This is a genomic window from Micromonospora sp. LOL_023 (assembly GCF_048060115.1).
Lineage (GTDB): Bacteria > Actinomycetota > Actinomycetes > Mycobacteriales > Micromonosporaceae > Micromonospora_E.
This window is the reverse complement of the sequence record NZ_JBHMIM010000018.1, coordinates 28,872-55,403: the sequence shown is the minus strand read 5'-3', so window position 1 is coordinate 55,403 and position 26,532 is coordinate 28,872. Positions and strand designations below refer to the sequence as shown.

The following is a 26,532-nucleotide window of genomic DNA, read 5'->3' as shown; positions in this document are numbered from 1 at the left end:
TCTCGCGTCCCCATAGCCGTCACCGAGCGCCCGTAGAAGGGGAGTCCATTCCGATGTCCGAAGGTCACACCGTCCAGGGAATCCCGATCACCGAGCTGGTGGAGCGGTTCGGGACCCCACTGTACGTCTACGACGCCGACGTGATCGCCGCGCAGTACCGCGGTCTGCGTGCATCGCTGCACCCGGCGGTGGAGATGTTCTACTCGCTGAAGGCCAACCCGAACATCAGCATCTGCGCGCTGCTGCACTCACTCGGCGCGCGGGCCGAGGTCTCCTCGCTCACCGAACTCGTCACCGCACAGCGCGCGGGCGTGCCCGCCGACCAGATCATGTGCCTCGGGCCGGGCAAGAGCCGGACCGAGATCCTCGCATGCGTCAAGGACGACGTGGTGCTCATCTGCGAGTCGTTCGGCGAGCTGGCGCTCATCGACGAGGTCGCGGCCGAACTGGGCACGACCGCCCGGGTCGTGCTGCGGGTAAATCCGAGCTTCGCGGTCAAGGGCGGCGGGCTGACCATGGGCGGCAAACCGCGCCAGTTCGGCATCGACGAGGAAGCGCTGCTCGCCGCGCCTGACCTGGCCGGCCGGCACGCGGCCGTGCGGCTCTGCGGAATCCAGGCGTACCTGGGGACCCGGATCCTCAGCGAGGACGTGGTCGTCGAGAACAGCGCCCGCATCCTCGACCTCGCCGAGCGGCTGGCCGAGCGCCTCCAGATCCCACTCGACGTGGTCGACGTCGGTGGCGGCCTCGGCGTGGCGTACTTCTCCGGCGAGCGGGACCTGGACGTGGCCGACCTGACCGTGAAGCTCAACCCGGTCTTCGCCGCGTTCGTCGAGCGGCACCCCGACACCCGGCTGGTGATGGAGCTCGGTCGGTATCTCGTCGGCCACAGCGGCCTCTACGCGGTCGAGGTCCGCTATGTCAAGGAGTCCATGGGGGAGCGGTTCGCGGTCGCCGACGGCGGCACCAATCACCACATGGCGGCCGTGGGCATCGGCTCGTTCGTCAAACGCAACTTCCCGATGCGGCTGCTCAACCGGACCGGCGGGGAGCAGCAGGTGCCGTGGAACGTCACCGGTCCTCTCTGCACCCCCAACGACACGCTCGGTAAGGCCGTCGAGCTGCCGGTCGACCTGCGCCCCGGCGACGTCGTCGGGGTGGAGCGCTCGGGCGCGTACGGCCCCACCGCCTCACCGGTGCACTTCCTCAGCCACGGCTACCCGGCCGAGGTCCTCGTCCACGACGGCCAGGCGCGGCTGATCCGCACCCGCGACGACGCCGACAGCATGCTCGCCAACCAGATCAGGCACGACCTCACCGTCTGATCCCACCTGCACCCAACCATCCCCAGCCGCACCTGATCCCAACCCTTGAAGCTGATCCCACCCGGAAGGACACCGTCATGACTGCACTCGCCGAGGCAACCGACCGTCAGCAGATCCTCGACGCGATCGTCGCCGCCCTGTCCGACGTGCTGCGTCAGGAGCTCACCGGCGTCACCGAGCAGACCCGGCTCTTCGACGACCTCAGCCTCGACTCGACCAGCGTGCTGGGCCTGCTGATGGCACTGGAGGACGCGCTGGACATGCAGGTCGACCCGGAGAACCTCGAACAGCGCCACCTGGAGACCGTCGGCGCGCTGGCTGGCTTCATCGCCGAGAGCCGGTGACCGATGCCGACCCAGTGGCGGTCGGGGGAGCAGCCGGTTGCGGGTGCGCTGACAGGCGCACCCGCAACGACCCTCGAGCGTGTCATCCCGTTCTGGTTCGCCGCCGGGGACGGCGCGTACCAGCCTGAGCAACGGGATACCTACCTCGACCTGATGCAGACGCTGTACGGGGAGTTCGACGACCTGTCCTGGCTGGACGGCGGTGCCCTGGTCAGCTACCACGACATGGCCGATACGGTGTTCCGGGCGCTCGGTCCGGCCCTGGACGGCGTCGACCTGGTGGTCACCGTGCAGGCAAGCCCGGACTGCCGCCAGCAGAGCTTCCCAGGCTGCCGGCTGACCGACCTGCTATCCGGCGACCCGTTCATGTTCGGTATCTCGGAGCAGGGCGTGGCCGGACCGTTCCTGGCCCTGCGGATGGCCGTGGACCGGCTGACGCGCGGGCTGTCCCACCGCGCGTTGGTGCTGGTGATGGAGCAGTCGACGCTACCACCCGACGCGACCGCGATCCGGCCGGCGCACGACGTGGCGGTAGCGATCGTCCTCGGCCCGGACGGCCCGGTCCCGATCGGCCGGCCGGTCCTCACGGTCACCGGCCGGGCCGGGTTGGACACCCCGGTCGCGACGATCGGTGAGCCGGTCGATCCGGCGTCGCCCGGCAACGACGCCGCGGCGCTGGTCGTCGGCCACAACCTGGCCGACCTCGTCCCCGGCCCCGGCGTCACCGTGACCCGGGGTGCGCCGGGACACGCCTGCGCCGGCGTCTGGCTGGCGCTGGCCCGGCTGCTCGCCGACAACGGCGGCACCCCCGGCGGGCGGGTGCTCGTCGTCGACCAGGACCCGGTGCTGCCGTACCTGTGCAGCGTGGACCTGACGCTGCCGGTCGTCGCCATGCCCGAGCTGACGGCCCGGCCCGCGCAGCGAGAGTCGGAGCTGGCTGGATGAACGCCACCGGGATCCTCGCCGCCCCGACGGATCTGGCCCGCGGCCGTGCGGTCGCCCGCGAAGCCGGAATCGTGGCAGCGCTCACGTTCCTGCACGCCGAGCTGGGCGGTGCGCTGCTCCCGGCCGGGCCGAGCGGGCACGCCTTCGTCCCAGAGACAGTGGCGCGGCGCTGCGACGCGTTCGGCACCGAGCGGCGGCTGGCCGAGGTGCGACTCGGGCCGGACACCATGGTCGCACTGTACGTGCCGGGCGCCGGGCCGGTCGGCGACGACCGCCCGGACACCTGGTCGATCGGGCTCGGCTGGGTCAGGCTCGGCCTGGCGGAGCGGTTCCTCACCCAGGCCGCCGAACACCTGCGCGGGCGACGGGTCCAGCAGACCGTGACGCTGAACCTGCCCCCGGTGCGGGTGCTGCTCGCCGACGCGGCGGCCGGCCTGGCCGAGGCGCATGCGCTGCTGGCCGGCGGACCGGACGCGACGGCGCTGTATCGGCTACACCGGGCGTTGGACGAGGCGGGGCGGGTGTCCCTGCACCTGTTCGGCGCGACCGGGTTCCTGGCCGACGGGCCGGGCAGCGAGATCCGCGCCGCCGAGCTGCTCGGCGAAACCTATGGTCCGCCGGCCACGGAAGGACAGTCATGACCGCCGATGAGGAGTTTCTCACCGAGTTGCGCGGGTTGGCCCGCGAGTTCGGCGACATGCTGAGTCCGACCGCGCTGACCGTCGACCGGGATCCGGGCCAGGCGCGGATGCTGCTGGACAGCGGCCTGCCGTGGCGGCAGCTGATGGGCCTGCCGGCCGAGTACAACCCCGATCCGCTGCGGGTTGGTGGCCGGTCCGTGTACCTCGACAAGGCCGTCGAGCAGGTCACCGTCCTGGAGGAGCTGGCCCGTGTCGACGCCGGGGCGGTGCTGGCGCTGCCCGGACCGTCGATGTCGGGCTTCGTCGTCAGTGAACTGGGTGACCGCGCGCAACGCGAGCGGTACTTCGGTCGGCTCGCTGAGAGCCCGACGTGGACGTTCTTCGGGATGACCGAACCGGGTCACGGCTCGGACCCGGCGAGCATGTCGACCACGGTGCGGCCCGATGGTGCCGGCGGCTACCGCCTCACCGGTACGAAGCGGTTCGTGGGCAACGGGGCCCGCGCCGCCGTGGGCGTGGTGTTCGCCCGCCGGCGGTCCGGACCGCTCGGCGTCTGCGCGGTGCTGCTGGAGACCGACCGGCCCGGCTTCACCGGCGTACCGCTGGAGACGATCGGCCTGCGCGGGTTGCAGCTGAGCGAGCTGCGGATGCGGGACGTCCCGCTGACCGACGACGACCTTCTCGGCCGGGACCGCTCGGCCACCCGGCAGGGCATGTGGGCCGCGGTACGGACGTTCAACCGGTACCGCCCAGTGGTTTCATCCCTCGCGCTCGGGGTGGCGCAGGCCGCCTACGACTACACGGTCGCGCACTGCTCCCGACGGACCATCGACCGGCTCGCCGGCTTCGAGGGCCGGCTGCGGGGCACCCGAGCGCTGGTCCTGGCAGCCGCCAGGGCCGCCGACCGGGACCCAGCCGACGGCACGCTCGCGTCGGCGGCGAAGATCCGGGCCACCCGGCTCGCCGAAGAGTTGACGTTGGAAGCGGTGGAGTGCTTCGGCCCCGGGGCACGGTGGGACCACCCTCCGCTCGACAAGTACGTGCGGGACGCCCGCGCGTTCGAGTTCATGGAGGGGACCGGCACGATCCAGCGGCTGAACCTGGCCCAGGCGTACCTGTCGGGGAGGCTCGACGATGACCGGGCCGCCTGACCTGCCCGCACCGGACGGCGGGCAACTTCCCACCGGGCCATCAGCGGCCGAGCGGCCGCGACTGCAGCCGCCGGGCGTTGACGTCTGGCACGTCGGTCTCGACGTCGACGCCGAAACCGTCGACCGGGTCGCGGACCTGCTCGACCGGCACGAACGGCAGCGGGCCAACCGAATCCGCGATGCGCTGGCCGCCCGTCGGTACGTGGTCGCGCACGGCGCCACCCGGTCCATCCTCGGCCGGTACCTGGACCTGTCGCCAGACGCGGTCGACTGGTCGGCCGGACGGCACGGCAAGCCCACCTTCGACGGCACGTGGAGCCACTGGCAGTGGAGCCTCAGCAGGTCCGGCGGACACGCGTTGCTCGCCGTCCGGCTCACCGAACCAGTCGGGGTGGACATCGAGGCGGTCGGGGACCATACCCCGGCCGTGGCGCTGGCGATCCGGTTCCTGCACGAGAGCGAGGCGGCGGCGGTCGCGGCGAAGTCCGACCCCGGCGAGGCGCGACAGCTCTACCACCGGCTGCTCTCCCGCAAGGAGGCGTGCGTGAAGTGCAGCGGCGGCAGGCTCCTGGACGGGCTGCGGATTCGGGTGCTCAGCCCGGGCAGCGTGACCGGCACCGGCCCGACGGCTACCGACCGCTGGCAGCTGCAGGACCTGCCGGCACCGCCCGGCTTCGTCGCGACGCTGGCGACCGTCGGCAAGGCGATCGACCGGCTCAGACTCTTCGAATGGCAGTGGCACCAACCGCAGCGGGAAGCGCAGGACGAGGGTACGGCGCAGGGCCCAGACCGAGACCCGACCCGGGGATGGGTAGGCGTCCAGTCCGTCGAACGCGACGGCAACACCGTCTACGCAAGGTTCACTCCTTCCGACATGCCGGTCCTGACATTCGCTCCACCACACCGCGCGGCCGCCATCCACGCTGCGGTCCGCACGTTGAACGCGCACGGCCGCTCGCACCTCGGCGGCCACCTGGAAGTCAAATGGAGCCCACCGGGGTCAGCGCCGCGCACCTCGGCCGCCAGCGAGTACCTCGCTGCCGCCCGGGCCGTGGAGACCGCGTTGCGGCAACGTCCGTCGAATACAGATAGGTAGGCGGTAGCAGTGCAGGAATCATCGTTCATCGACTGGCGGCGAGTCGCCGTACTTGTGGCGGGCAACGCGCTGTCCCTGGCCGGGGACTTCGTTCTGCTCGTCGCGCTCGGCTGGACGGCGTTGCAGATCGGCGGCGCGGGCGCGGTCACCACGCTGGTGCTGGCGCTGACCATACCCAGGGCACTGATGCTCATCTTCGGTGGCGCGGTCGCCGACGGGCGCGGACCACGGTTCCTGGTGTTGCGGGCCACGGCCGCACGGGTCGTGGTGCTGACGGCCGGCGCCGCGGTCGTGCTGACCACCGACTCGCTCTGGCCGCTGGTGGTCATCGCCGTACTGGAAGGTTCGCTGCTCGGGCTCACCAGCCCCGCCTCTGGTGCGATGATCACCACGCTCGCCACCAGCGATCAGCTGGTACGGGCCAACTCCCTGTACGGCACGGTACTACGTGTCGCCCCGATAGTCGGCGCGCCGATCGGTGCCTGGCTCATCGCCACCTGGGAACTCTGGCACGCGATGCTGGTGGTCGCGGTGGTGTGCGTGGTGGTCTTCGCCGGGCTGCTCTACGTGACCAGTGGCATGGTCCGCCCGGAACGCACCGGTGAGGAGAACCTGATCCGCCGCTCCAGCGCGGGATTCCGGCTGCTGGCCGAGGACCACCGACTGCGGTGGCTGTTCGTCTCCGCGTTCTGCCTGGACCTGGCGTTCGCCTGGCCGCTGGAGGTCGCACTACCGCTGCTCGCGGACAGCCGGTCCTGGGGCGTCGGTGCGGTCGGCGTCGTGGTGGCGGCCTTCAGCGCCGGCGCGATGGCGGCCGGCGCGCTCGGCGCGCTGGTGGCACACCGCATCCCGCTGCGGGCCAGGCTGGTGGCCAGCGGCGTGGTCATCGCCCTCGGCATAGCGGTGATGGCGCTGATGCCGTCGGTCGTCGCGCTCGCCTCGGTCGCGTTGGTCGTCGGCGCGATGTGTGGGCTCAACAGCCCGGCCGTGGTCACGGCCTACCAGCAGGCATCGCCACCGGCGCGCATGGGTACTGCGATGGCCACGCTGGCGCTCAGCGCCGTCGGTACCGCACCAGTCTCGATCGCGGCCTTCAGCGCCCTCAGTTTCCTGGTCGGGGTAGAGACGACCTGGGTGCTGTGCGGGTTGATCGCCCTCGCCGGGCCGTTCGCCGCGATGCGGGCGTTGCGTCGCAGGCAGGTGCCGGTTGTCGTGGCGCGGGAGCCGGCGGAGACTGAGCCGCAGGAGCCGGCGCTGGCGGTATCGTGACGAACCGATGTGCGTGACCCGCGTCCCACCGGGCCGTCGCCTGGTGGGACGCGCCGCACGTCACTCCGGTGCAACGAAGTAGAACCGCTGGTACCCGAGGAGCAAACCAAGCTCGGTCAGCGTGAAGATGTCGGCGAACTCCAGGTCCAGCGGCGGACGGACGTAGCGGCCGAAGACCGCGACACTGTCGCCGTTGGCGACGATGCGGTGCAGTTCGTGCCGGGCGGGCGGTCCCGCGATGCCGGCGTGGACGCGAAGCATCTGTGCCCTGCCCCGGCCCTGCGGTGCGTCCGGACGACGTACCTGGGCCCGCTCGTCCAGCAGCGAGCCGTAGCCGTCAAGGTCGCCAGTGTCGAGATAGGCGTACGACAGGCGAGCGTGGTCGATGCCGGCCGACGTCGCGGCCGTCGTCGCGGGCAGCGAAGGGCTCCCGTCGGGTCTGATCATCGCGGTTCTCCTCGGGGTTGGACGGGGGCCGAGGTTCACTCTCCGACGCGATCGCATCGGCGCGTTATCACGGTTCTATCGCGGCGACCGCCGAGCGCCACGTCCACCGCTGGCGGTGCTGCCGAGGACACGGCCGCACCTCTCGGTGCCCGAGATCAGCGAGCGGGAGGGGCGCTGCACGGCGAAGGCGGTCGGGTCGGACCCAGCGACGTCGTCAGCGTCGCAGCCGGGTCGGTTTGCCGGTCCGGCCGGGCATCACCCGTCCGACGGACGGGAACCGGCGAAACGGACCGGGCCGCCCTGGCAGGGCAGATTCATCACAGGACCGCCCGCGCTTGACACGGAGTCGACGCACCAGTTTGCTTGGAGTGATCGATCGAGGTCGATCACCGGTCGTTGTCAATGGAGGGACAGCCGTGCGTACCCCACCGCGCTGGCGCGGCGCCGCCGCGCTGACCACCGCTGCACTCATCGCCGTCATCGCGCTCGACGCATCCCCCGCCGCCGCGCGGTACGGCGGACCGGCCGGCCCGGCGACCCCGACCGCGCTCTGGGCCAGCACCAACGGCACCGCGATCAGCCTGACCTGGCAGCAACCGCCCACCGGGCCGCAGGTCCGCTCCTTCCGGGTGTACGAGGACGGAGAAGTGGTCGCCCGCACCACCACCACGTCGACGACGATGAACGTGCCCTTCGGCTCGTCGCACGCGTACACCGTCACCGCCGTCGACCGGCACGGGCAGGAGTCGGCACCGACCGACCCGGTGACCGGCCGATCCTGGCTCTCCGGGGTCAACCCGGAGTGCCTGCCGACCCCGACCCTGCCGATCACCGTCACCGCCGCCACCGCGTCGGCGGTCTCGCTCTCCTGGCCCCGGCACCCGCTCGGCGGCGAACTGGAACTGCGGGTGGACGGCATCAGCCTGGGCTGGACGTCGCTGACCAGCGCCCGGGTCGGCGGTCTGGCACCCGCCACCGATCACCGGATCGAGCTCTACCGGCTCAACCAGTGCGGTCCCGGATCCACCGAAGCGGTCGGCTCGACCAGCGCCACGACCACCGCCGGCGATCCCGCGCGGCCCGCCCCGCCTGCCGGGCTCACCGTCACCGGGCGCACCGACACCACCATCAGCCTGGCCTGGACCGCGCCGGCCGGACCGCCGCCGGACCGGTACGCGGTCTACGAGGGCGGCACCCGAGTCGCCGTCACCGTCGGCACCACCGCCACCGTCCAGCGGCTCTTCCACGCCACCTGGCACCGCTTCACCATCGCCGCGCTCGACTCCGCCGGCAACGAGTCGACGCACAGCCCAGCGGTGTCGGCCAGCACCGAGACCTGCCTGAGCAGCCCGCCCCAGCCGGTCGGGCTGACGGCGACCGCGCTCTCCCCATCGTCGGTGCGGCTCGGCTGGACCTTCGACGCCACCGCCACCTCGTACACCATCTGGGACGGTGACACGGCTGTCGCCACCTCCCACTACCCGCAGACCGTCGTCTCCGGTCTGCCGTCCGCGTCCCGACACGCCTACCGGGTCAGCGCGACCCTCCCCCAGACCTGCGGCGAGACCCCACGCTCCGCCCAGGCACGGGTCACCACCACACCCGGCCCCGCCGCCCGGCCAGCGGCACCAGCGTCGCTCGAGGTCACCGGCAACACCCCCGGCAACTGGCCCACCGACGCCCGGCTCACCCTGGCGTGGTCCGCCTCCACCGGAGGCGAGCCCGCCGTCAGCTACCGGGTGTACGAGGGCGCGACCGTCGCCGGAGCGACCGACGGCACCGTGCTGACGCTGGCGGTGGGCGGGGCGACCTGGCACACGTACACGGTGGTCGCCGTCGACGCCGCCGGCAACGAGTCGGCGGCCAGCCCGCCGGTGACCGCACAGGGCATGTTCTTTCCACCGCCGTAGATCAGGCGACGCCCGCACGGCTGGTAGAGCAGCTTCGGGTTGCAGGGATCAATGACGCCGGTGGCCTGTGCTGGAAAGGCCGGCGGCGCAACTGGCACAGGCCGCGAGCATGGCGTGATCCTTCATTGAGGCCTCCCCGTATTCACGGAGCTCCTGATCATGGTCTGATGGCCATGGGAGGAGGCATTCGTGCCAGCACCGAAGTAGTAGCCCGATGAGCTGCGTGCTCGTGCTGTCCGGTTGTATCGGGAGTCGGATCCGAAGCCGGTGATCCGTCGGCTGGCTGACCAGCTCGGCGTTCATCACGAGGCGCTGTGGAACTGGATCGGTCAGGACGGGGCCGACCAGGGTCAGCGCGGTGGTCGGCCGACGACGGACATGGTTGGGGAGAACCGGCGGTTGCGGCGGGAGAACATCGGGTTGCGTCGGGCGAACGAGATCTTGAAGGCCGCGTCGGTGTATTCGCTCAGGAGCTCGGCCCAACCCGGCGTCGGTCATGAGGTTCGTTGACGGACATCGTGGCCGTTGCGCGGTCGCGCTCCTGCTACGGGTCCTGAACATCGCCGCGTCGACGTACTACGGCCGGCGGGACAGGACGGTCCGGCCGTGTGGCCGGGCTGAGGTCGACCGGGCGTTGTTGTCCGACACCCACGAGATCTGGGTCGTGTCGGGGCACACCTGTGGCGCGGACCGGGTGCGTCGGCGGTTGGGGCGGGACGGTATCGGGGTCGGCCGTAGGCGGGTGGAGCGACTGATGGCCGGCTAGGGTTGGCAGGGCGCGTTCCTGCGACGTGGCTGGCGGGGCGGGTCCACGAAGCAGGACCCGCGACACACTCCGGCACCGGACCTGGTCGACCGAGGGCTTCACCGCGTCGGCGCCGATCCGGTTGTGGGTTGCCGACGCGACCCGGATCCCGTGCGGTCAGGGCGTGTTCTGGCTGGCGGCGGTCCGGGACGCGTTCTCGAACCGGTCGAACCATACGTCGTTCCGGTTCGGGCAACGGTTGGCGGACGACGGGATCCTGCCGTCGACGGGCTCCGCTGGGACAGTTATGACATCGCTCTGATAGAGAACTTCTTCTCGACGTCGAAGACCGGGTTGGTGTACCGGACGTCGTGGTGGACCCGCGACGAGGCCGAGAACGTGCTCTTCACCTACATCGACGGGTGGTACAACCCTCGTCCGGATCCAGCTGCCAGCGTGACCTCGGCTGCCTCAGCCCGGACGAGTACGAGACCGCGCGGGTGTCGACACGCATCGATCAGCCAGACTCGAACGTAAGCATCCCGGCGCCGACCGGCGTCAGGTAACCACCGCTCCACGAGGAGGGGACCTCACGTCGCCGACGATCTCACGAACCCTGCCGATCAGGTCAGCGAGCCGGTCAGCGGGAAGTCCTGTCATACTTTCACAGCGCAGCGGCTGGCCCTCGATCAACTTCCTCAGAAAAGATGATCTACAGGATCCCGGCCGCTATGTCTACTCCAGAACTTCTGCCGCGGCGCGGCCTGGACCATGCCAAAACTCGTCGCACATGTTGTGAGCCGGGAGTTCTCGGCTTGGTTCGATGATCGTCGGTATGGTCGTGCGGTTGCTGTACCTGGGGATGATCCGCCTGTTCAACGGTCTGGGGTTGTTGATCCGCAGCGACAGGGCGTTGCTGATCGAGGTCCTCGTGCTGCGGCATGAGGTAGCGGTGCTCCGTCGCCAGGTCCGTGGCCGGCCGCGGCTGTCGTGGCCGGACCGGGCGATCCTGTCCGTGCTGGCCCGCCTGCTGCCGCGTCGGCTACGGGTACACCGGATCGTCACGCCGGCCACGTTGCTGGCCTGGCACCGCCGGCTGGTACGACGCCACTGGACCTACCCGAACCGACCCGGCCGCCCACGCGTCAGCGACGAACTCCGGGACGTCGTACTTCGGCTGGCCCGGGAGAACCCGCGATGGGGACACCGCCGAATCCAAGGCGAGCTACAGCGACTCGGCCATCAGATCGGCGCCGGCACGATCCGACGGATCCTCGCCCGTCGACGTGTCGGCCCCGCGCCTCGCCAGCCCGACACCAGCTGGCGGATCTTCCTGCGTAACCAGGCCGCTGGCCTGTTGGCCATCGACTTCTTCCACATAGACACGATCCTGCTACGACGCCTCTACGCGCTGGTCGTCATGGAGGTAGCCACCCGGCGGGTCCACCTCCTCGGCGTCACGGCGCACCCCACCGGGCAGTGGGTGACCCAGCAGGCCCGCAACCTCGCCTACGACCTGGGCGAGCGCGCCAACCGGTTCCGATTCCTCATCCGCGACCGCGACGCCAAGTACACCACCGCCTTCGATCACGTCTTCACCGCCCAGGGCATTACCGTGGTCAAGACCCCACCCCGGACCCCACAGGCCAACTGCTTCATCGAACGCTGGGGACGCAGCCTCCGCGACGAGTGCACCGACCACATCCTGATCTACAACGAGCGCCACGCGCACGCCGTGGTCGGCGAGTACGTCGACCACTTCAACAACCACCGGCCGCACCAAGGGCGCCAGCAGCAGCCACCCAACCATGACCCGTCCGTCGTCATCCCCATCGACAAGCCCATACGCCGCCGAAGACGCCTCAGCGGAGTGATCAACGAGTATCACCGAGCAGCCTGAACTGATCATCAAAACACCAGGTCACCGCCGGTAAACGAATTTTGGCACGGCACAGGCGAGCGGATAGTCCCGAGGCTGGCCAGGGGGCCCTGGCTCTTCACGCGACGTTCGCACCCCTTCTTCGGTAATGACAACCATTTGCAAGAGGCTCGCGTTCGGGCGATCCAACGCGGACCCCAGTGCGGCGATGACGGGGTACTGCCCGGATCCAGGCTGCTTGTGCAATGACCTCCCGGCCGCGACGAACCCAGCAACTACCGGCTGCCCGACCTGCCCGCCGACATGCCTCTGGTCGAGCTGGTCCGCCTGACTAAGAGCCGCTGGCGCGTCGAGCACGACTACCGCGGACTCAAGACCGCCCTCGGACTCGACCACTTCGAAGGCCGTTCCTGGACCGGCTGGCACCGCCACGTCGCCCTCGCCGTCCAACAGAGCACTACTGATGCAGGAGCACTGGCCCGCAGTCCTGTAGCAGTGCCGCGTACGCCTTCTCAAGCCGATCCTGGCAGGTGGCGTCATCGTCGGCCACCACGACGGCGTGCCCGAGCCGACCGCCAGGTCCAGTCGCCCGGGCGTCCGGCGTTGTCCACAGCAGCTCGACGCCGTCGGGCAGCGGCAGGGGCGGGTTCGCGGGCAGCGCTTCACTAGCGGCGTCACTGTAGCGGAAGACGATTCCGGCGCTGCGCCGCCGAGTATGCAGTAGCCGCGGCTGTTCACCGAGTGCGGCGTCGACTGCAGCTGCAGCCAGGTTGACACCGGTGGCCAGGGCCACTAGCCGGGGAATCAGGTCGCCACCCAGTTGGGCGTTCAGCCCTACCAGCCGAGGGCCGCGGGCTGTCAGTCGCACCTCGGCGTGGGTGACGCCTTCGCATAGCCCAAGCGCGGCGTGGGCGGCATCGACGGCACGGCGCACCGGTGCCAGTTGCTCAGCCTGGGTGACCGGGATCAGGCGGCTGGCGGTCGCGAGCCCTGGCGGAGTGCCAGCGCGCCGGTTACCCACCGCGACGATATGTAACCGGCCACCGCGTACGAGAACCGACTCGACGCTGATTTGCGGGCCGTTAAGGTACTCCTCCACCAGGGCACCGTCCGCACGGGCCGCCGTGGCGTAGGCGCGGGCCAGCTCCGCCGGCTCCCGGGCCAGCCGTACCCCGGCACCGCCGACTAGTGCCCGTGGCTTGACCACGACCGGATAGCCCAGATCGGCGGCGGCGCGGCAGGCCTGCGCCTCGTCGGTAACCAGGAATGACCGGGCCGACGGCACACCTGCGGCGGCCCACACCTGGCGCATCCGGTGTTTGTCGCGGCATGCGCGGGCCGACGGTAGGGGGTGACCGGGCAGCCGCAGGGCACTGGTGGCGGCGGCAGCGGTCTCGATCCAGGACTCCACCCAGGTCAGCACCGCTTCGACCGATTCGTCGCGAGCCAGCCGCAGCACGGCCTGCAGGTCGCCGACTGCGATCCGGTGCACGATGCTGACATGGCGGTTCTGCCAGGTCGCCGGGGCCTCCTGGGCCAGCACCACGTGGTGCTCGGCGGCCACTGATGCGAGCAGGTGCTCGCGGTATGCGGCGCATCCGCTGCCGAGGATCAGGATCTTGGCCATGGCTCATCCTTACGTTGAGGGCTTCCGGGTGATGCTGGCGATCGCCCGGACGACGGGGTCGATCTGCGCCGGGTGCACGAGGTAGTGGGGCGAGGCGCCGACCACCGCGTCCAGTCCCGGGACATGTCCACAACCTCGACGAGCGGCGGGTTGTGGCACGCTACTGCCTCATCCTTCGAGTTGCGAAGCAAGTAGGTCGACGTATGCCCCGCCAGCGGCTACGAGTTCTTCGTGGGTTCCGCTCTCGACCACCCGCCCGCCAGACAGGACGACAACCCGGTCGGCGGTCCTGATGGTGGAGAGCCGGTGGGCGATGATCAGGGTCGTGCGTCCGTGTCGGGCTTCGCTCATTGCCTGGTTGACCGCTTCCTCACTCGCTGCATCGAGGTTTGACACCGCCTCGTCCATGACCAGGATGGGGGCATTCTTGAGCAGGGCCCGTGCGATCGCGATCCGTTGCCGCTGACCGCCGGACATGAGCGCGCCAAGTTCGCCCGCGACGGTGTCGTAGCCGTCCGGCAGTGTCGAGATGAACTCGTGGGCTTGGGCAGCCCGCGCGGCGGCCTCAACCTCTTCGTCGGAGGCGTCGGCCCGGCCGAGGCGGATATTCTCCCGCAGGCTGGTGTTGAACAGGAAGGTGTCCTGCGGCACCAATGTCATGAGGCGGCGGAGGTCTTCCTGTGGAAAGTCGCGGACGTCGTGTCCACCTACGGACACCGATCCGGCGGTGACGTCCCAGAATCTCAGCAGCAGGTTGGCGCAGGTCGACTTCCCCGCGCCGGAATGTCCCACCAGTGCGACCGTATCGCCAGGACCGATCTCGAAGCTGACATCCCGCACAGCGGGCGCCAGGTCGCTGCGGTAGGCGAAGGTGACGGCATCGAAGCGGATATGCGGCACGATCGGGCCCTCAGGCGGCTTGCTGACTAGGTCCGAGACCGGGGCAGGTGCCTCGAGCAACTTGTTGATGCGATCAGCTGAGGACGCGACTACGGAAAGCTCGCGCGCGACCTCGGTCACCTTCAGCACCGGCAGCATCGCCATCGCGGCGAGCACGACAGCGACTGGGAAGAGTGCGCGGTCGAGCTCGCCCGCGAGGACGAGCCACCCGCCGAGGACCAGCACCACCAGTATTCCCAGGAGGGCGATGCTGTCCGTGGCGGCATACTCGATGCCGCTACGGCGTCCGTGCGCGGACTTCGCTTCGGCCAGCCGGACGCTCTGTTTGCGCAGCAGCCCGAGCCGCTGGGAGTGTGCACCGAAGTTCACCAGCTCGCGCAGCCCCTGGAAGGTGTCGGTGTTGTCGGCGCTCATCTGGCTGAGAGAATCGCGTAGCTTGTGTCCGTGTCGTTCGGCCTGGCGGCGCAGCCACGCCGGGACTGAGGCGAGCAGCAGCAGCACCGGAAACAAGACGCAGGCCAGCGACCAGTGGAACCATCCCAGCGCGACGGTGGTGGCCACCGGGATGGTCGACGCGACGGCCAGCGGGCTGAGGGTGTGGGCGAAGAACAGCTCGATCTGTTCGACGTCGGCGACCGCAGCGGAGCCGAGGTCGCCGGAACGTCGTTCGAGCATGTAGCCGGGCGAGAGCCGTTCGAAGGCGGTGTACACCTTCGCCCGGGTGTCGGCCAGTGCGCGGAAGGCGGCGATGTGGGCGTAGGTGCTGTCGGCGATGCTAAGGACAACCAGCGGCACGATCAGGCCACCGAGCGCGATCAACCATCCGGTGAGCTGGTCCATCGCGGCTCCCGTAGCGGCCCGTGCCACCACGTACGCGCCTATTCCTGATGAGGCGAGTAGGAGAAGCTGGTGCAGTACACCGGCCAGATAGGCCACCGTGATGAGTCGGCGGTGCTCGCCCAGGAGGGGCATCAGACTCCTCAGCCTGATGATCAGCGACCGGCCGGATACCGGCGCGTCATCCTGGCCGACGCCGTGCTCGTGGCCGTGGCCGTGGGTGTGGAGGTGGGCGTGGGGGGTCGAGGTCATGCGGGCGCTCCAGTTTGTGTCGCGACGAGTTCGGCGTAGAGGCCCTTGCGCGCCACCAGGTCTGGGTGACTGCCGAACTCGACCACTCGGCCGGACTCCATCACGACGATCCGGTCAGCGTCGCGCACCGTGGACAGCCGGTGCGCGATGATGACCGTCGTCCGGCCCCGTGTCAGGTCCCCGAGAGCCTGGGTGATCTCCGCCTCATTGGCGGCATCGATGCTCGATGTTGGCTCGTCGAGCACAAGCACGGGAGCGTCCTTGAGAAGCGCACGCGCGATCGCGATGCGCTGACGCTCGCCTCCGGACAGTTTCAGGCCGCGTTCGCCGACGACCGTCTCGAAACCTTGGGGCAGGCGGGCGATGAAGTTGGCTGCCTGCGCCGCGGTCACCGCGCGACGGATCTCCTCATCGGTGGCGTCCGGTTTGGCGAGCAGTAGGTTCTCGCGGACCGTGCCGTGGAACAGATAGGTGTCCTGTGCCACGACGCCAATCAGTGACCGCAGGTTGGCTAGCGGGAATTCGCGAATGTCGCGTCCGTCGATGTGGATGGAACCCGCATCGGCGTCAAAGTAGCGCATCAGCAGCCCGATCATGGTGCTCTTACCCGCTCCGGAACGGCCCACGATGGCGACCCGCTCACCCGGCGCGATTGCCAGGTTGAACCCGTCCAGCGCCGGCGCACGCCGGGTCGGATAGCAGAACCGGAGATCGCGGAACTCCAGGCCTGGGGGGTCGCACCGCAGCGTCGGTGCCGTGGTCGCCGCGTCCTTGACATGTGGTTCCAGGCGCAGCACGTCGGCGACCGCGCGTCCGGCCGGAATGGCGTAGTACGCCGAATGGTATGCCGCCTCCAGTTCGTTCATCGGCCGGAAGGTCTCGCGGGTCAGCATCAGGATCGTGAACAGCCCTGCCACGCTCACCGCGCCAGTGGCCGCGTGCCAGGCGCCTAGGCCGACTGCGGCCGCCGTGCCGATCGGCACCATCAGCGCACCGACACTCGATGTGCCACACCACGCCACCATCAGCCCGATGGAGTCTCGGCAGAACGCCTCACCGCGCTCGACCAACTCCCGGCCGCGCCTGCCACTGGCATTGAACGCCTTGAGCGTCGCCATCCCCTGCACGGCATCCAAGCTCTCGGAGTACATGCCCCGGTAGGACATCATCCAGCGGTTACCACGTTCCCTGATCGACTTTTCCCCCGCCAGTTTGGACAAGGGTGCCAGCAGCGCACATGCGAGCACGATCAAACCTACCACCGGGTCGACCGAAATCACGTACGCCGAAGCGAGACAAGAGCCGAGCACCGACGCCAGCACAGTCGGCACGAATCGACCCACCAGCGGGTCAAGCGACTCCACTGAGTCCACCAGCGTCGACTGCAGGTCACCGGTACGCATTCGCTGCGCCTGCCCGGGTCCAATCTCCATCAACTTCAGCGTCAGCCTTTCGCGCACTGCCTCCTTCACCCGCGCCGACACCCGTGGGGCCCACGAGTCCCGCACCACAAGCAGCACGATCCGAAGCAACTGCAGTACGCCGATTACGACCAGAGGCGCCAGCAGGCCTTCAATGTCAGTTGTCGAGAACACCCTGGAGAGCAAGTCGGCGATCATCAGACCCTGACCGACATATGTCGCCGTCACCAGCAGCATCAGCCCGACAAGACCAGCTACCTCCACCCAAGCTCGCGGACGCAGGCCAAGGAACATTTTTACCGCCGACCACACGCCGACACCTCCACAACGGATAGATCTGCTGAATTAGGGAAAACGGGCCGAGTGGCGCCGCTTGGTCAACGCAACCGCGTGCTCGATCGTGTTGTCGCTTATGACAACGATCTTGCTCTAGCAAGCAAGAGAGGGCGGGCGACGCGCCCGTAGGTTGGAGCGCTGGCAGCGGCTCATCGGACTTGGTCAGGTGTCTTCCCGACCCGGCCGGTTCGGGTGTGACGCAGCATCGAAGCGAGCCGGTCGACGACCCGCCCGTCGAACAAGCCGTTGACTGCCATCCACTCGTCGTTGAACACGGTGTCGAGGTACTTCTCACCGCCGTCGCAGACCAGTGCGACGATGGTGGTCTCGGGCCCAAGGCTCTGCGCTCGCTCCAGTGCCTTATAAACGACGCCACCGGCCGAGCCGCCGATCAGGATGCCGAAATTTCTGGCCAGGTAGCGACAGGTCTCGAAGGCCTCCGAGTCGCTGACCTTGATTCCTTCGTCGATGAGGCGGTAGTCGAGGGTGTCGCAGATCTCCGAGGTCACTGGCGTCCCGGTGCCGGACTGGTGGTAGGGGGCCTCTTCGCCGCCGAAGTTGACGGACCCCACCGGCTCGACGCCGACGATCTTCAGATCCGGGATGCGTTCCCGTAGAACGCGGCCGGTGCCGCAGAGCGACCCGCCGGTGCCGACTGCCCCGTACAGGTAGTGAATGCCCTCGCCCAAGTCGTCGTGCAGCTCACGGGCGAGTGGCTGGTAGCCGTTTGGATTCCCCGGATTGCTGTCCTGTGTGGTGCAGTACGCACCCTGCTCGGCCGCGAGTCGACGAGCAGTGGCGTAACGCTCGGCGGTAGCCAGCCCTTCCTCATCTCTGCCGACGTTGAGTAGCTCGGCACCGTAGGCGAGCATCCCACGAAGCTTGTCGATACTGGAATGGTTGTCCACCACGGCTGTGAACTTGTATCCGCGTTCTGCGGCGATGAGCGCCAAGCCGAGCCCGGTGTTGCCGGAGGTGGCCTCGACCAGCCACCCACCAGGGGCGAGCAGCCCTTGTTCTTCGGCCTCATCCACCATGTTCCTGGCCATCCGGATCTTCGCGGTGCCGGTGGGATTGTACTGCTCCATCTTGAGCAGCACGGTTGCTGCCCCGTCCGGTACCGACAGTCTGAGCAGCGGCGTCCGCCCGATCAGGTCGGATACCTTGTCTCTGATCATTGCTAGCCCTTCGCGCAGATTTCCATCAGACGGCGCATGAAGCAGTCGTTGTCTTCGGGAAGCGAAAGTGAGGCTCGGATGAAGCTCTCGTAACCCGGCTCGCGCCAGGCCTTGACGATGATCCCGGCGCGGTGCAACGCCTGGGCCACCTGGTCGGAGCGGCGCCCCGTGTCGATGAATACGAAGTTTGCCGAGGACGGTGCTACGCGGAAACCCGCTGCGCGCAACCTGTCCGTGACCCGGGTGATCTCAAGGCCGGTCCGGCGGACAGTTTCGGTCAGGTGTGCGCGGTCACCCAGTGCGGCGATTGCGGCGTCCTGAGCCAGCTGGTTGACGTTGTAGGGAGCGCGAACCCGGTCCAGCGCCTGGACCAGAGCGGTGTCGGAGGCGATGCCATACCCCACCCTGATACCCGCCAGGCCGTAGGCCTTGGAGAAGGTGCGCAACACCATCCACGGTCGCGGCTGCCCGCGCAGAACCGCCAGCCCGTCGGGGTAGTCCGGGTTAGGGCGGGCGAACTCGCAGTATGCCTCGTCGAGCACCAGCAGGGCCGACTCAGGGATGTCGGCCACGATGCGCTCCAACTCGGCGACGTTGAGTATCGCGCCGGTCGGATTGCAGGGATTGGCGAGGAAAACCAGTTTCGGTCCCGCGGCCAGTGCGTCACGCCAGGCGGACGCGTCGAACCCGAAGTCGACGGTGACCGGCACCTTCTTGACCTGGGCGCTCACCATGCGTGGAAAGATCTCGTGCAGGCTGAATCCAGGTGCCTGGGTGATCACCAGATCGCCCGGATCGAGTACCGCCTGGCACAGCAACTCCAGGATGTTCTCCGAACCGTTGCCGAGAACGACGCGTTCGGCAGGCACCGCCAGGCGCTCCCCGATGGCCTCCGCCAGCCGTCTGCCCGTGGGGTCGGGATAACGGGAGACGCTGGCGGCCAAGCGCTGGCGTACGGCTTCGGTAGCCGCCGGGGATGTGCCGAACGGGCTCTCGTTGTTGGAGAGTTTGATCACTCGGGCGGCTCCACTAAGGGCGGCCACCTCGTCCGGGTCGGCGCCGGGATCGTAGGCTGGCAGGCCCGCCACCACCCAACGCACCAAGGACGCCGAGGTCGCTGGTTCGAGGGCGCGGCTCATGGAACGGTCTTCCAGAACGACAGTGTGGTCAGCGGGACAGTGCTCACCAGAAATCGACCCTTTGCCCGCGCCCGGCCGCCAGCGCGAGATCGGCGATGTACCGGCCCAGCGCGGCGTCAGTGACCGCCATACCGCTGTTGTAGGCGAAGACCACATCGCCGGGATCACGCCTGGCCGGTGTCCGGCCGAGCAGGATGTCCGGCAGTTCGCCGTCGATTGGGGGCAGGCTGCCGTCCGGGCCCCGTAGTTTGCCGCAGGTGACATGCATCTGCGTGATGTCCGTGGCGATCCGGTAGTCCGCGCCGTGGAATACGTCGTGCACGCCGTAGCCGAGCAGCACGGAGATCGATCCGGGTTTCACCCAGTCGCGCTGTACCACCTTTGTCACGGACAGACCGGAGGCGCCGATCAGGATGTCCGCTTCGCTGGCAGCTTTTTGGAGGTCTGTCGCGATCTCGACCTCGCGACCGTCGACACTGTCCTGAACGGCTCGCAGACCGTCGGGATAGGTGCCGAACACCTGCAACCGTTCCAGACTCGGAAGTGCCGCGACCAGCATCGGCAGGGCCATCTGCCCTTGGACACCAGTGCCGATGACCAGGGCGGTGCGAGCGTCCGGGCAGGCTGCGCGGGCGAACAACGCGCTGCTGGCCGAGGACCGCAACGGCCCGAGTTTCACCACGTCCATCAGCGCGATAGGCGACCCGGTGGTGTCATCGGCGATGAAGATGAACGAATGGAACCGGTAGTCATCACGTCGGCGGCTCGGATCGAACTCGTAGACGGCCTTGAAGCACACTGTGTTGGTGCCGCCGTCCCTGGCCACCATCGAGTAGCTGAGCGAGTGATCGTCCGGATCCTCGATGACCGTCTTGACCGGATTGTTGGAACCCTTCTCCCGCAGAGCGCGGTAGGCGCCCTCGACGACATTGAGGACCTGCCGGTAGTCGAAATGGAGCCCTTCCTGCTCCGACTGCGGCAACAACCACAACTGGCCAGGCGCGGCGTAGCTCTGTGACATGCGAGATTTCTCCTTCGTTTCGAGACGGAGTCAGATTCCGTCCAGTCGCCAGCGCGGTGCTGCGTCACCGAGCCGGAGAACAGCTTTCAACGGCAGCGCGGTGTCGTGAAACCGTGATTCGAGGAAGTCCGAGTGGTAGCCGGCGGTGTTGAGGTAGACGAGGTGGTCACCGGGCCGAATGGGCTGAGGGAATCGGATTTTCCGCCAGGTCACCATGTCGTTCTCGAGGCAGGTGGAGCCCGCGACGCAGGCAGGGAACACCTCGTCGGCAACTGACTGGGCAGACATCAGCAGGGGATCCGGGAGGTAGTCGGTGTTGAACCACTGTTCGCAAAGACTCAGGCTGTTGCCCGCGACTGTGACAATCGCGTACCCGTCGGTGTCCCGCCGGTCTTCGACCTGCTGCACGCGGAACAGGGTGAAGCCGGCCTGGTCCAGCAGCGACCGGCCGGGTTCAACGATGAAGCGGATGCCGTTGCGGGCAGCCTTCGCTGACAGGCTCTCCTCGCCATCGACCGGGTGGTTCATGATCGTGCGTGCGGCCTGGGTGGGAGGCATTCCTCCGTATGGATAGAAGTAGAAGCCACTGGAAGTTTTGTTCCCGTGGTAGTGGGCAGGCTCGTTCTGCTGGATGAATCCCTCCCAGAGCTGCGGATCGACGTAGCGCATGGGTAGCCCCCCGCCGATGTCGACCAGCTCGGCAGACAGGGCGCCCCGCCGCCTGGCGTCGAGGCAGTGCTCGATCATCTCGTTCGCCGCCATCGCCCGCTCCTCGGGCGAGTAGCCGTTGAGGTGGAACGAGAATCCGCGGCAGCTCACGTGGTCGGCGAGTTTCAGACACAGGGTGACGGCTGCGGAACGCTCGGCGGCGGCCATCCCGAACCGACTTCCCGGCTGGATCGTGGTCCGAGCCCGCAGCAGCACCCTGACCTGCCGGTGCGCGAGCCGCGCGGTCGCGGCCAGCCGGCGGAGTTCGCTGATCGAGTCAACGGCGACCAGGCAGTCGTGCTGGACAGCGAGGGCGTGAAGGGTGTCGTCCTTCTCCGGGCCGGAGATGCCGATCCGGTGTCCGGGCACTCCGCCGGCCAGGGCTTTGACCAGTTCGGCAGTGCTGGCGGCGTCGATTCCGACACCGAGGGCGGCTGCCGACCGGACGAAGCAGTCGGCCTTGTTCGCCTTCTTGGCGAACAGGATGTCGACGTCGGCGCCCGTCTCGGCGAACGCCTGCCGAAGGGCGGTGATGTTCTCCTCGAAGACCTCCGGCAGCACGATGTGCAGCGGTGACCCCAGGCCGTCCAGAAGCTCGGCCAGCAGGGCCCGGTGATCGTCGAGAAGCGTGGAAACAGTGGGATGCCGAAGGGCGGTGAGCGGGACGGACTGGACTCCGGGCAGCAAGGTTCCGTGTCCTGATTGAAGTGGGGGCACACATCATGTCTACTGGAAACGATGATCATTTGCAATAGGCGATCGATGTTGATCACTGCGACGGCGTAGGGTGGTGATCATGAAGCTGATAACCGTCGATGTAACCGCCGTCCGCCAGCTCTTCACTGTCCACGCGCGAGCTGCTAGCCTGCCTCTGATGAAAACGGTAACGGGTACCAAAGTCACGGCCGCCGTAGCGATGCTTGTGCTCACGGGTTGTGCGGGTGGCGAGTCTTCCGGCGCAGTCGGCCGGGAAGCGACCGCGGGTGGGGGCACGACGACCTATCCGTTCACCATGAAGAACTGCGGTGCCGACGTGACTTTCGAGGCTGCGCCGCAGCGGGTCGTCACGCTGAACCAGACGGCAGCCGAGATCCTCATCAAGCTGGGGGTGGGCGACCGGGTCGTCGGATCAGGATACGAGATCTACAAGCCGCCGGCCGACATGGCCGAGCAGTACGAGAAGATCCCGCTGCTGTCCGCGCCCGGACAGCCGATCAAGCACGAGAAGCTGCTGGAAGCACAGCCGGAGTTCGTTTACACCAACTTCGGGAGCTTTCTCACCGCGGCGCAGGCCGGCGACCGGGAGCAGCTACATGACCTGGGTGTGCCGACCTACATCACCGAACTCGACTGCACCCTGCACGCCAGCGTGGCGGACGCGAACTTCGACATGCTGTATCAGGAGTACCGCGATCTGGCCAGGATCTTCGACGTTCCGGCCGCGGGGGAGAAGCTGGCGACCGAACAGCAGGCCCTGGTGGAGAAGGCGCTGGACGCCGTCGAGAATCGGAACACCCCGCTGAAGGTGTTGTGGTTCTACTCCACCTACGCCGGCACTCCCTGGGCAGCCGGTCCCGGCGGTCTCCCGCAGCACATCTCCGACCTCGCCGGGGTTAAGAACATCTTCGATGACGCGTCGACCAAATGGGCCGAGGTGAGCTGGGACGAGGTCGCCGCCCGCGATCCCGACGTCATCATCCTCGCCGATCTGACCAGGGGCGAACCCAACGACACCGCGGCGGAGAAGATCGATCTACTCAAGAAGGACCCGCTCACGAGCAATCTCAGTGCGGTGACAGACGACCGGTTCATCACCATCCCCGGTGCCCAGATGGATCCCTCCTACGGCAGCGTGTACATCGTTCCCGCCCTCGTCGAAGGCCTGAATAAGTTCCGGTGAGCAGCCGACAAACATGAGAATGAAACTACGCACGACCGCCGGGCGCACCACGAACTCGATCATGGGCCATGGGACAGCTCCGCCGCGTCTGCGGCGTGCCTCGGCTGCGGTCATCTCCCTCCTGGCCGCAGCCGGGCTGCTGGTGTCGATCATCGCAGCATCCCTGTTCGGGAGCGCGAACGTCGACCACCTCGATGTCGTCTCCACGATCCTGCGGCATATCGGCCTGGGCGAGTTCGCCCCGACCCCGCCGCTGCCGAGATTGCTGGACGCCCTGATCTGGGAGTCACGCTTCCCGCGCGTGCTGCTGTCCGCCGCAGTCGGCGCGGCACTGGCGGTCTCGGGGGCGGTGCTGCAAGCCATCACCAGAAACCCCCTGGCCGACCCTTACCTGCTGGGGATTTCCTCCGGCGCCTCGACCGGCGCGGTAGCCGTTCTCCTGCTCGGTATCGGCGGAGGCATCTCCCTCTCGACCGGAGCTTTCGCCGGTGGCCTGGTCGCTTTCGGCCTACTGCTGGTATTGCTCGGTGGAGGGCGTGTCGCCAGCCCTACCCGCGTGGTGCTCACCGGCGTGCTCGTGTCCCAGTTCTTCGCCGCTGTCACCTCGCTCATCCTCATGATCAGCGGAGACGCGAACTCCACCCGCGGATTCACCTACTGGCTGCTCGGGACTCTCTCGGGCGCGAGGTGGGAGGGGGTGACTTCCACGGTCGTCATCATTCTTGTCGGGGTGCTCGCTATCCAGCTCTTCGCGCCGTCCCTGGACGCCTTCACGTTCGGCTGGGACTCCGCCGCCGCCTTGGGTGTCAACGTCAACGCGGTCCGCATCTGGCTGATGGTGCTGACCTCGCTCATCACGGCGGCCGCCGTGGCGGCCTGCGGCGCGATCGGCTTCATCGGTCTGCTTGTCCCGCACGCCGTCCGCATCCTGGTAAGCCCGATGCACCGCTCACTGCTTCCCCTGTCCGCGATTGCCGGTGCCATCCTCCTCATCTGGGTGGACACGTTCGCCCGGACCGCGTTCACGCCTCACGAGCTTCCCGCCGGCGTCATCACCGCGCTCCTCGGCGCGCCGGCCTTCGCGCTGATCCTGAAGCGTCTGGAGTCCTGATGGGCCGCATCAACGCCACCGAGCTCTCCTGGTCGGTCAAGGGCCATCGGCTGCTGGACAACATCGAGATGGCGGCTCACGACGGGACGATCGTCGGCCTCCTCGGCCCCAACGGCTCGGGCAAGTCGACACTGCTGCGCCTGCTCGCCGGATTGCGCCGCCCCGACACCGGCGTCGTCCGATACGACGACACCAGCCTGCGCGACCTGAGCCGCCGTGTCCTCGCCCGGCGACTCGCCGTCGTCGAGCAGGACGTGACCGCCCACAACCATGTCAGCGTCCGCCAGGTCGTGGAGCTCGGCCGCACACCGTTCCGGGGTCGCTTTGACGGGCTGACCGAGCACGATCACCGGATCATCGATGCGGCGCTCGAACGGGTCGGCATCGCCGACAAGCAGCGCCAGAGCTGGCACACCCTCTCGGGAGGGGAGAAGCAACGCACGCAACTCGCCCGTGCTCTCGCCCAGGAGCCTCGGGAGATCCTGCTCGACGAACCCACCAACCACCTCGACATCCGTTACCAGCTCGAACTCCTCGACCTGCTGGGATCACTGGAGGTCACCTGCGTCGTCGCCCTGCACGACCTCAACCTCGCTGCCCGCTACTGCGACCACGTCGTCATACTCGACTACGGGCAGGTGGTCGCCGCCGGCTCCCCAGAGACCGTACTGACCCCCGAACTGATCGAGTCGGTCTACGGCGTAGAGGTGCTCGTCGACCGCGAACCCTCCACCGATGTCCTCCGAGTCACCTATCTGGCTGCCACCGCCTTGAGAACGGCTGACGCGAAGTCAGCAGGTTGGAGATGAACCGGGTGCTGCCAGGCAGGCAAACGGGAGCCCAGACGACCCAGCCACGGCAGGCGCAGCCTGCACACCTGCCCGCCCAGATCCGGCAGGTCTCGGTGAAGGAACTGGCACAGTGCGACCGTCCGCTGAGGCGGCACGGCGACCGCCACTTGCCAACCGCGACTGTCGGCGGACGAGAGTGGTGCCGAGGCGGCCGGGTCGTGTCGCAGTCCGTGGCGGCTCACCCCGCCATGAGCATGACGGCAGCTGACGTCGCTTCCATGACTGGAGACCAATGCGTACGCACGATGATGCTGTCGAGATCCACTCCACGTCGACCCCCCTGCTGCGAAGCTCGCCCTTCGTCCGGTTGTGGACCGGCACGATGGCCTCCGGCGTCGCGACGTGGGCACTGCCCTTCATCCTCGGTCTGGCGGTGCTCGACCGGTCGCTGACCGGGGTCCAGCTCGGAGTCCTCCTGGCCACGCGCACAGTGGGCTTTCTCGCCGCCGTACCGGTCAGCGGGGTGCTGGCCGACCGGTACTCCCGGAGGAAGACGGTGCTCTGGTCCGGGCTGATGGCCGCCTTCGTCGCGCCCGTGATGGCGATGAGCCTGGATCGGTCACTGCTGCTGGCTGCGGCCGCGGCGTTCGTGATGGGTGCCGGGCAGGGCGCGTGCCGCCCGGCCTTCCAGGCACTGACCGCAGAGGTGGTCGCCGAACCGCAGCGGCAGCAGGCAAACGCCGCGATCACCCTCGCGGTCCGGGTCACCACCCTGGTGGCACCGACTCTCACCGCCCTGCTGGCCGTGGTCGTCTCCATCCCGGTGCTGTTATGGGGCATCGGTGCACTGTGGCTGGTGGCCGCGCTGGCTCCGCCCGCCGGAGCCGGCTCACCCGTTCCTTCCGCCACCAGGCCGAACATTCTGGCCGACTTCGCCGACGGAGTGCGTGAGGCCCGCAGACACCCCTGGTTTGTCGCCGGCCTGGCCGCGCTGACCGCGGTGATCGCCACCGGATACTCGGCCACCTTCGTTGTCCTGCCGTTGGCCAGCCGGGACCGCTATGGCAGCGAGGCCCTGCTGGCCGCCGCGATGACCACCTACACAATCGGTGCGCTCGCCGGAGCCATGATCATCGCGAGATGGCGGCCTCGGGCCCAGGGCTGGTCCGCGCTCGCCGGGCTCTCGCTCTACGGGCTCGTGCCGCTGAGCCTGTTCCTGCCGATGCACCCCGGACTGATCCTCGCCGCATACGTGCTCGCCGGCATCGGCATCGAGCTGTTCAACGTTCCCTGGTTCACCGCCACTCAGCGCGAGGTCGAGCCTACCAAACTCGCCCGGGTCTCCTCTCTGGACTTCCTGCTCTCCTACGGTCTCGCGCCCGTCGGTCTCGCGCTCATCGCACCAGCGATCGATCAGTTCGGCGCGACCGCGGTCCTCGCGGTCTGCGCGATGGTGTGCTTCGCCGCGCCGGCCGCCGCAGCAGCGGTGCCCTCGTCCCGCGGCTTCACGGTGCGCTGATGAGGCACGCCCATGGCTGCCACAGTCGTGCCTTACATCA

22 protein-coding genes and 2 pseudogenes are annotated in these 26,532 nt (G+C 68.4%); 16 read left to right on the top strand and 8 right to left on the bottom strand.

Features of this window, described 5'->3' with window-relative positions:
- Positions 1-53: 53 nt before the first annotated feature.
- The 7 genes from ACFHVL_RS12315 to ACFHVL_RS12285 all read left to right on the top strand — a co-directional run bounded on the left by ACFHVL_RS12315 (position 54) and on the right by ACFHVL_RS12285 (position 6,771).
- Positions 54-1,325 (top strand): alanine racemase, encoded by a 1,272-nt coding sequence (locus ACFHVL_RS12315; RefSeq protein WP_416627773.1) that lies wholly within the window; start codon positions 54-56, stop codon positions 1,323-1,325.
- Positions 1,326-1,402: 77 nt separating this feature from the next.
- Entirely contained in the window at positions 1,403-1,669 is a 267-nt protein-coding gene (locus ACFHVL_RS12310; RefSeq protein WP_416627772.1) for an acyl carrier protein, read from the top strand.
- Between the two features lie 3 nt (positions 1,670-1,672).
- Entirely contained in the window at positions 1,673-2,614 is a 942-nt protein-coding gene (locus tag ACFHVL_RS12305; RefSeq protein ID WP_416627771.1) for a hypothetical protein, read from the top strand.
- On the top strand, positions 2,611-3,255 hold the full coding sequence (locus tag ACFHVL_RS12300; RefSeq protein ID WP_416627770.1) for a hypothetical protein: 645 nt from the start codon (positions 2,611-2,613) through the stop codon (positions 3,253-3,255). Before ACFHVL_RS12305 ends, ACFHVL_RS12300 begins: the two co-directional genes overlap by 4 nt.
- Positions 3,252-4,406 carry an acyl-CoA dehydrogenase family protein gene (locus tag ACFHVL_RS12295; protein ID WP_416627769.1) on the top strand — a complete coding sequence of 385 codons (1,155 nt, stop codon included), beginning with the start codon at positions 3,252-3,254 and terminating at the stop codon, positions 4,404-4,406. The genes ACFHVL_RS12300 and ACFHVL_RS12295 overlap by 4 nt, the downstream gene beginning before the upstream one ends.
- Complete coding sequence (locus ACFHVL_RS12290; protein ID WP_416627768.1) at positions 4,390-5,502, top strand: 4'-phosphopantetheinyl transferase family protein; 1,113 nt, start codon at positions 4,390-4,392, stop codon at positions 5,500-5,502. Before ACFHVL_RS12295 ends, ACFHVL_RS12290 begins: the two co-directional genes overlap by 17 nt.
- Before the next feature lie 9 nt (positions 5,503-5,511).
- Complete coding sequence (locus tag ACFHVL_RS12285; protein WP_416627767.1) at positions 5,512-6,771, top strand: MFS transporter; 1,260 nt, start codon at positions 5,512-5,514, stop codon at positions 6,769-6,771.
- 60 nt (positions 6,772-6,831) lie between these two features.
- Here the strand turns inward: ACFHVL_RS12285 and ACFHVL_RS12280 are convergent, their stop codons facing one another.
- Complete coding sequence (locus tag ACFHVL_RS12280) at positions 6,832-7,218, bottom strand: nuclear transport factor 2 family protein (protein WP_416627766.1); 387 nt, start codon at positions 7,216-7,218, stop codon at positions 6,832-6,834.
- A gap of 416 nt (positions 7,219-7,634) precedes the next feature.
- Between ACFHVL_RS12280 and ACFHVL_RS12275 the strand changes: the two genes are divergently transcribed.
- The 5 genes and pseudogenes from ACFHVL_RS12275 to ACFHVL_RS12255 form a co-directional block, all read left to right on the top strand.
- Positions 7,635-9,128, top strand: a complete 1,494-nt coding sequence (locus ACFHVL_RS12275) for a fibronectin type III domain-containing protein (RefSeq protein ID WP_416627765.1) — start codon at positions 7,635-7,637, stop codon at positions 9,126-9,128.
- Between the two features lie 267 nt (positions 9,129-9,395).
- Positions 9,396-9,482, top strand: a pseudogene (locus ACFHVL_RS12270) (hypothetical protein); the annotation flags it as partial.
- A gap of 142 nt (positions 9,483-9,624) precedes the next feature.
- A complete protein-coding gene (locus tag ACFHVL_RS12265; protein WP_416627812.1) occupies positions 9,625-9,894 on the top strand; it encodes an IS3 family transposase in 270 nt (89 codons plus the stop codon).
- 802 nt (positions 9,895-10,696) lie between these two features.
- On the top strand, positions 10,697-11,773 hold the full coding sequence (locus ACFHVL_RS12260) for an integrase core domain-containing protein (RefSeq protein ID WP_416627764.1): 1,077 nt from the start codon (positions 10,697-10,699) through the stop codon (positions 11,771-11,773).
- Between the two features lie 156 nt (positions 11,774-11,929).
- Positions 11,930-12,193: pseudogene (locus ACFHVL_RS12255) on the top strand (IS701 family transposase); the annotation flags it as partial.
- A 16-nt stretch (positions 12,194-12,209) separates the two neighbouring features.
- On the opposite strand, the gene ACFHVL_RS12250 reads toward ACFHVL_RS12255, so the two are convergent.
- The 7 genes from ACFHVL_RS12250 to ACFHVL_RS12220 form a co-directional block, all read right to left on the bottom strand.
- A complete protein-coding gene (locus ACFHVL_RS12250; protein ID WP_416627763.1) occupies positions 12,210-13,379 on the bottom strand; it encodes an ATP-grasp domain-containing protein in 1,170 nt (389 codons plus the stop codon).
- A gap of 168 nt (positions 13,380-13,547) precedes the next feature.
- Positions 13,548-15,251 carry an ABC transporter ATP-binding protein gene (locus ACFHVL_RS12245; protein ID WP_416627811.1) on the bottom strand — a complete coding sequence of 568 codons (1,704 nt, stop codon included), beginning with the start codon at positions 15,249-15,251 and terminating at the stop codon, positions 13,548-13,550.
- 113 nt (positions 15,252-15,364) lie between these two features.
- Positions 15,365-17,101, bottom strand: a complete 1,737-nt coding sequence (locus ACFHVL_RS12240) for an ABC transporter ATP-binding protein (RefSeq protein WP_416627762.1) — start codon at positions 17,099-17,101, stop codon at positions 15,365-15,367.
- A gap of 173 nt (positions 17,102-17,274) precedes the next feature.
- Entirely contained in the window at positions 17,275-18,303 is a 1,029-nt protein-coding gene (locus ACFHVL_RS12235; RefSeq protein WP_416627761.1) for a PLP-dependent cysteine synthase family protein, read from the bottom strand.
- 2 nt (positions 18,304-18,305) lie between these two features.
- Positions 18,306-19,442 (bottom strand): histidinol-phosphate transaminase, encoded by a 1,137-nt coding sequence (gene hisC, locus ACFHVL_RS12230; protein ID WP_416627760.1) that lies wholly within the window; start codon positions 19,440-19,442, stop codon positions 18,306-18,308.
- Between the two features lie 43 nt (positions 19,443-19,485).
- On the bottom strand, positions 19,486-20,463 hold the full coding sequence (locus ACFHVL_RS12225) for a hypothetical protein (protein WP_416627759.1): 978 nt from the start codon (positions 20,461-20,463) through the stop codon (positions 19,486-19,488).
- A 30-nt stretch (positions 20,464-20,493) separates the two neighbouring features.
- The gene (locus ACFHVL_RS12220; protein WP_416627758.1) at positions 20,494-21,858 is read right to left on the bottom strand and encodes an alanine racemase; all 1,365 of its coding nucleotides are present in this window, start codon (positions 21,856-21,858) and stop codon (positions 20,494-20,496) included.
- A gap of 109 nt (positions 21,859-21,967) precedes the next feature.
- Between ACFHVL_RS12220 and ACFHVL_RS12215 the strand changes: the two genes are divergently transcribed.
- The 4 genes from ACFHVL_RS12215 to ACFHVL_RS12200 all read left to right on the top strand — a co-directional run bounded on the left by ACFHVL_RS12215 (position 21,968) and on the right by ACFHVL_RS12200 (position 26,492).
- On the top strand, positions 21,968-23,071 hold the full coding sequence (locus ACFHVL_RS12215) for an ABC transporter substrate-binding protein (RefSeq protein ID WP_416627757.1): 1,104 nt from the start codon (positions 21,968-21,970) through the stop codon (positions 23,069-23,071).
- 19 nt (positions 23,072-23,090) lie between these two features.
- Entirely contained in the window at positions 23,091-24,182 is a 1,092-nt protein-coding gene (locus ACFHVL_RS12210; RefSeq protein WP_416627756.1) for a FecCD family ABC transporter permease, read from the top strand.
- Positions 24,182-24,991: an ABC transporter ATP-binding protein gene (locus ACFHVL_RS12205; RefSeq protein ID WP_416627755.1), complete on the top strand. Its 810-nt coding sequence runs from the start codon at positions 24,182-24,184 to the stop codon at positions 24,989-24,991. Before ACFHVL_RS12210 ends, ACFHVL_RS12205 begins: the two co-directional genes overlap by 1 nt.
- A gap of 274 nt (positions 24,992-25,265) precedes the next feature.
- Complete coding sequence (locus tag ACFHVL_RS12200) at positions 25,266-26,492, top strand: MFS transporter (RefSeq protein ID WP_416627754.1); 1,227 nt, start codon at positions 25,266-25,268, stop codon at positions 26,490-26,492.
- Positions 26,493-26,532: the final 40 nt, after the last annotated feature.

Excerpts from the sequence above, each read along its gene's own strand:
- ACFHVL_RS12300 (WP_416627770.1), top strand. The coding sequence starts at position 2,611 with ATGAACGCCACCGGGATCCTCGCCGCCCCGACGGATCTGGCCCGCGGC.
- ACFHVL_RS12210 (WP_416627756.1), top strand. The coding sequence starts at position 23,091 with ATGAAACTACGCACGACCGCCGGGCGCACCACGAACTCGATCATGGGC.
- ACFHVL_RS12245 (WP_416627811.1), bottom strand. The coding sequence starts at position 15,251 with ATGCCCCTCCTGGGCGAGCACCGCCGACTCATCACGGTGGCCTATCTG.
- ACFHVL_RS12315 (WP_416627773.1), top strand. The coding sequence starts at position 54 with ATGTCCGAAGGTCACACCGTCCAGGGAATCCCGATCACCGAGCTGGTG.
- ACFHVL_RS12215 (WP_416627757.1), top strand. The coding sequence starts at position 21,968 with ATGAAGCTGATAACCGTCGATGTAACCGCCGTCCGCCAGCTCTTCACT.
- hisC (WP_416627760.1), bottom strand. The coding sequence starts at position 19,442 with ATGAGCCGCGCCCTCGAACCAGCGACCTCGGCGTCCTTGGTGCGTTGG.
- ACFHVL_RS12310 (WP_416627772.1), top strand. The coding sequence starts at position 1,403 with ATGACTGCACTCGCCGAGGCAACCGACCGTCAGCAGATCCTCGACGCG.
- ACFHVL_RS12235 (WP_416627761.1), bottom strand. The coding sequence starts at position 18,303 with ATGATCAGAGACAAGGTATCCGACCTGATCGGGCGGACGCCGCTGCTC.
- ACFHVL_RS12225 (WP_416627759.1), bottom strand. The coding sequence starts at position 20,463 with ATGTCACAGAGCTACGCCGCGCCTGGCCAGTTGTGGTTGTTGCCGCAG.
- ACFHVL_RS12250 (WP_416627763.1), bottom strand. The coding sequence starts at position 13,379 with ATGGCCAAGATCCTGATCCTCGGCAGCGGATGCGCCGCATACCGCGAG.
- ACFHVL_RS12305 (WP_416627771.1), top strand. The coding sequence starts at position 1,673 with ATGCCGACCCAGTGGCGGTCGGGGGAGCAGCCGGTTGCGGGTGCGCTG.
- ACFHVL_RS12295 (WP_416627769.1), top strand. The coding sequence starts at position 3,252 with ATGACCGCCGATGAGGAGTTTCTCACCGAGTTGCGCGGGTTGGCCCGC.
- ACFHVL_RS12265 (WP_416627812.1), top strand. The coding sequence starts at position 9,625 with ATGAGGTTCGTTGACGGACATCGTGGCCGTTGCGCGGTCGCGCTCCTG.
- ACFHVL_RS12280 (WP_416627766.1), bottom strand. The coding sequence starts at position 7,218 with ATGATCAGACCCGACGGGAGCCCTTCGCTGCCCGCGACGACGGCCGCG.
- ACFHVL_RS12200 (WP_416627754.1), top strand. The coding sequence starts at position 25,266 with ATGCGTACGCACGATGATGCTGTCGAGATCCACTCCACGTCGACCCCC.
- ACFHVL_RS12290 (WP_416627768.1), top strand. The coding sequence starts at position 4,390 with ATGACCGGGCCGCCTGACCTGCCCGCACCGGACGGCGGGCAACTTCCC.
- ACFHVL_RS12260 (WP_416627764.1), top strand. The coding sequence starts at position 10,697 with ATGATCGTCGGTATGGTCGTGCGGTTGCTGTACCTGGGGATGATCCGC.
- ACFHVL_RS12205 (WP_416627755.1), top strand. The coding sequence starts at position 24,182 with ATGGGCCGCATCAACGCCACCGAGCTCTCCTGGTCGGTCAAGGGCCAT.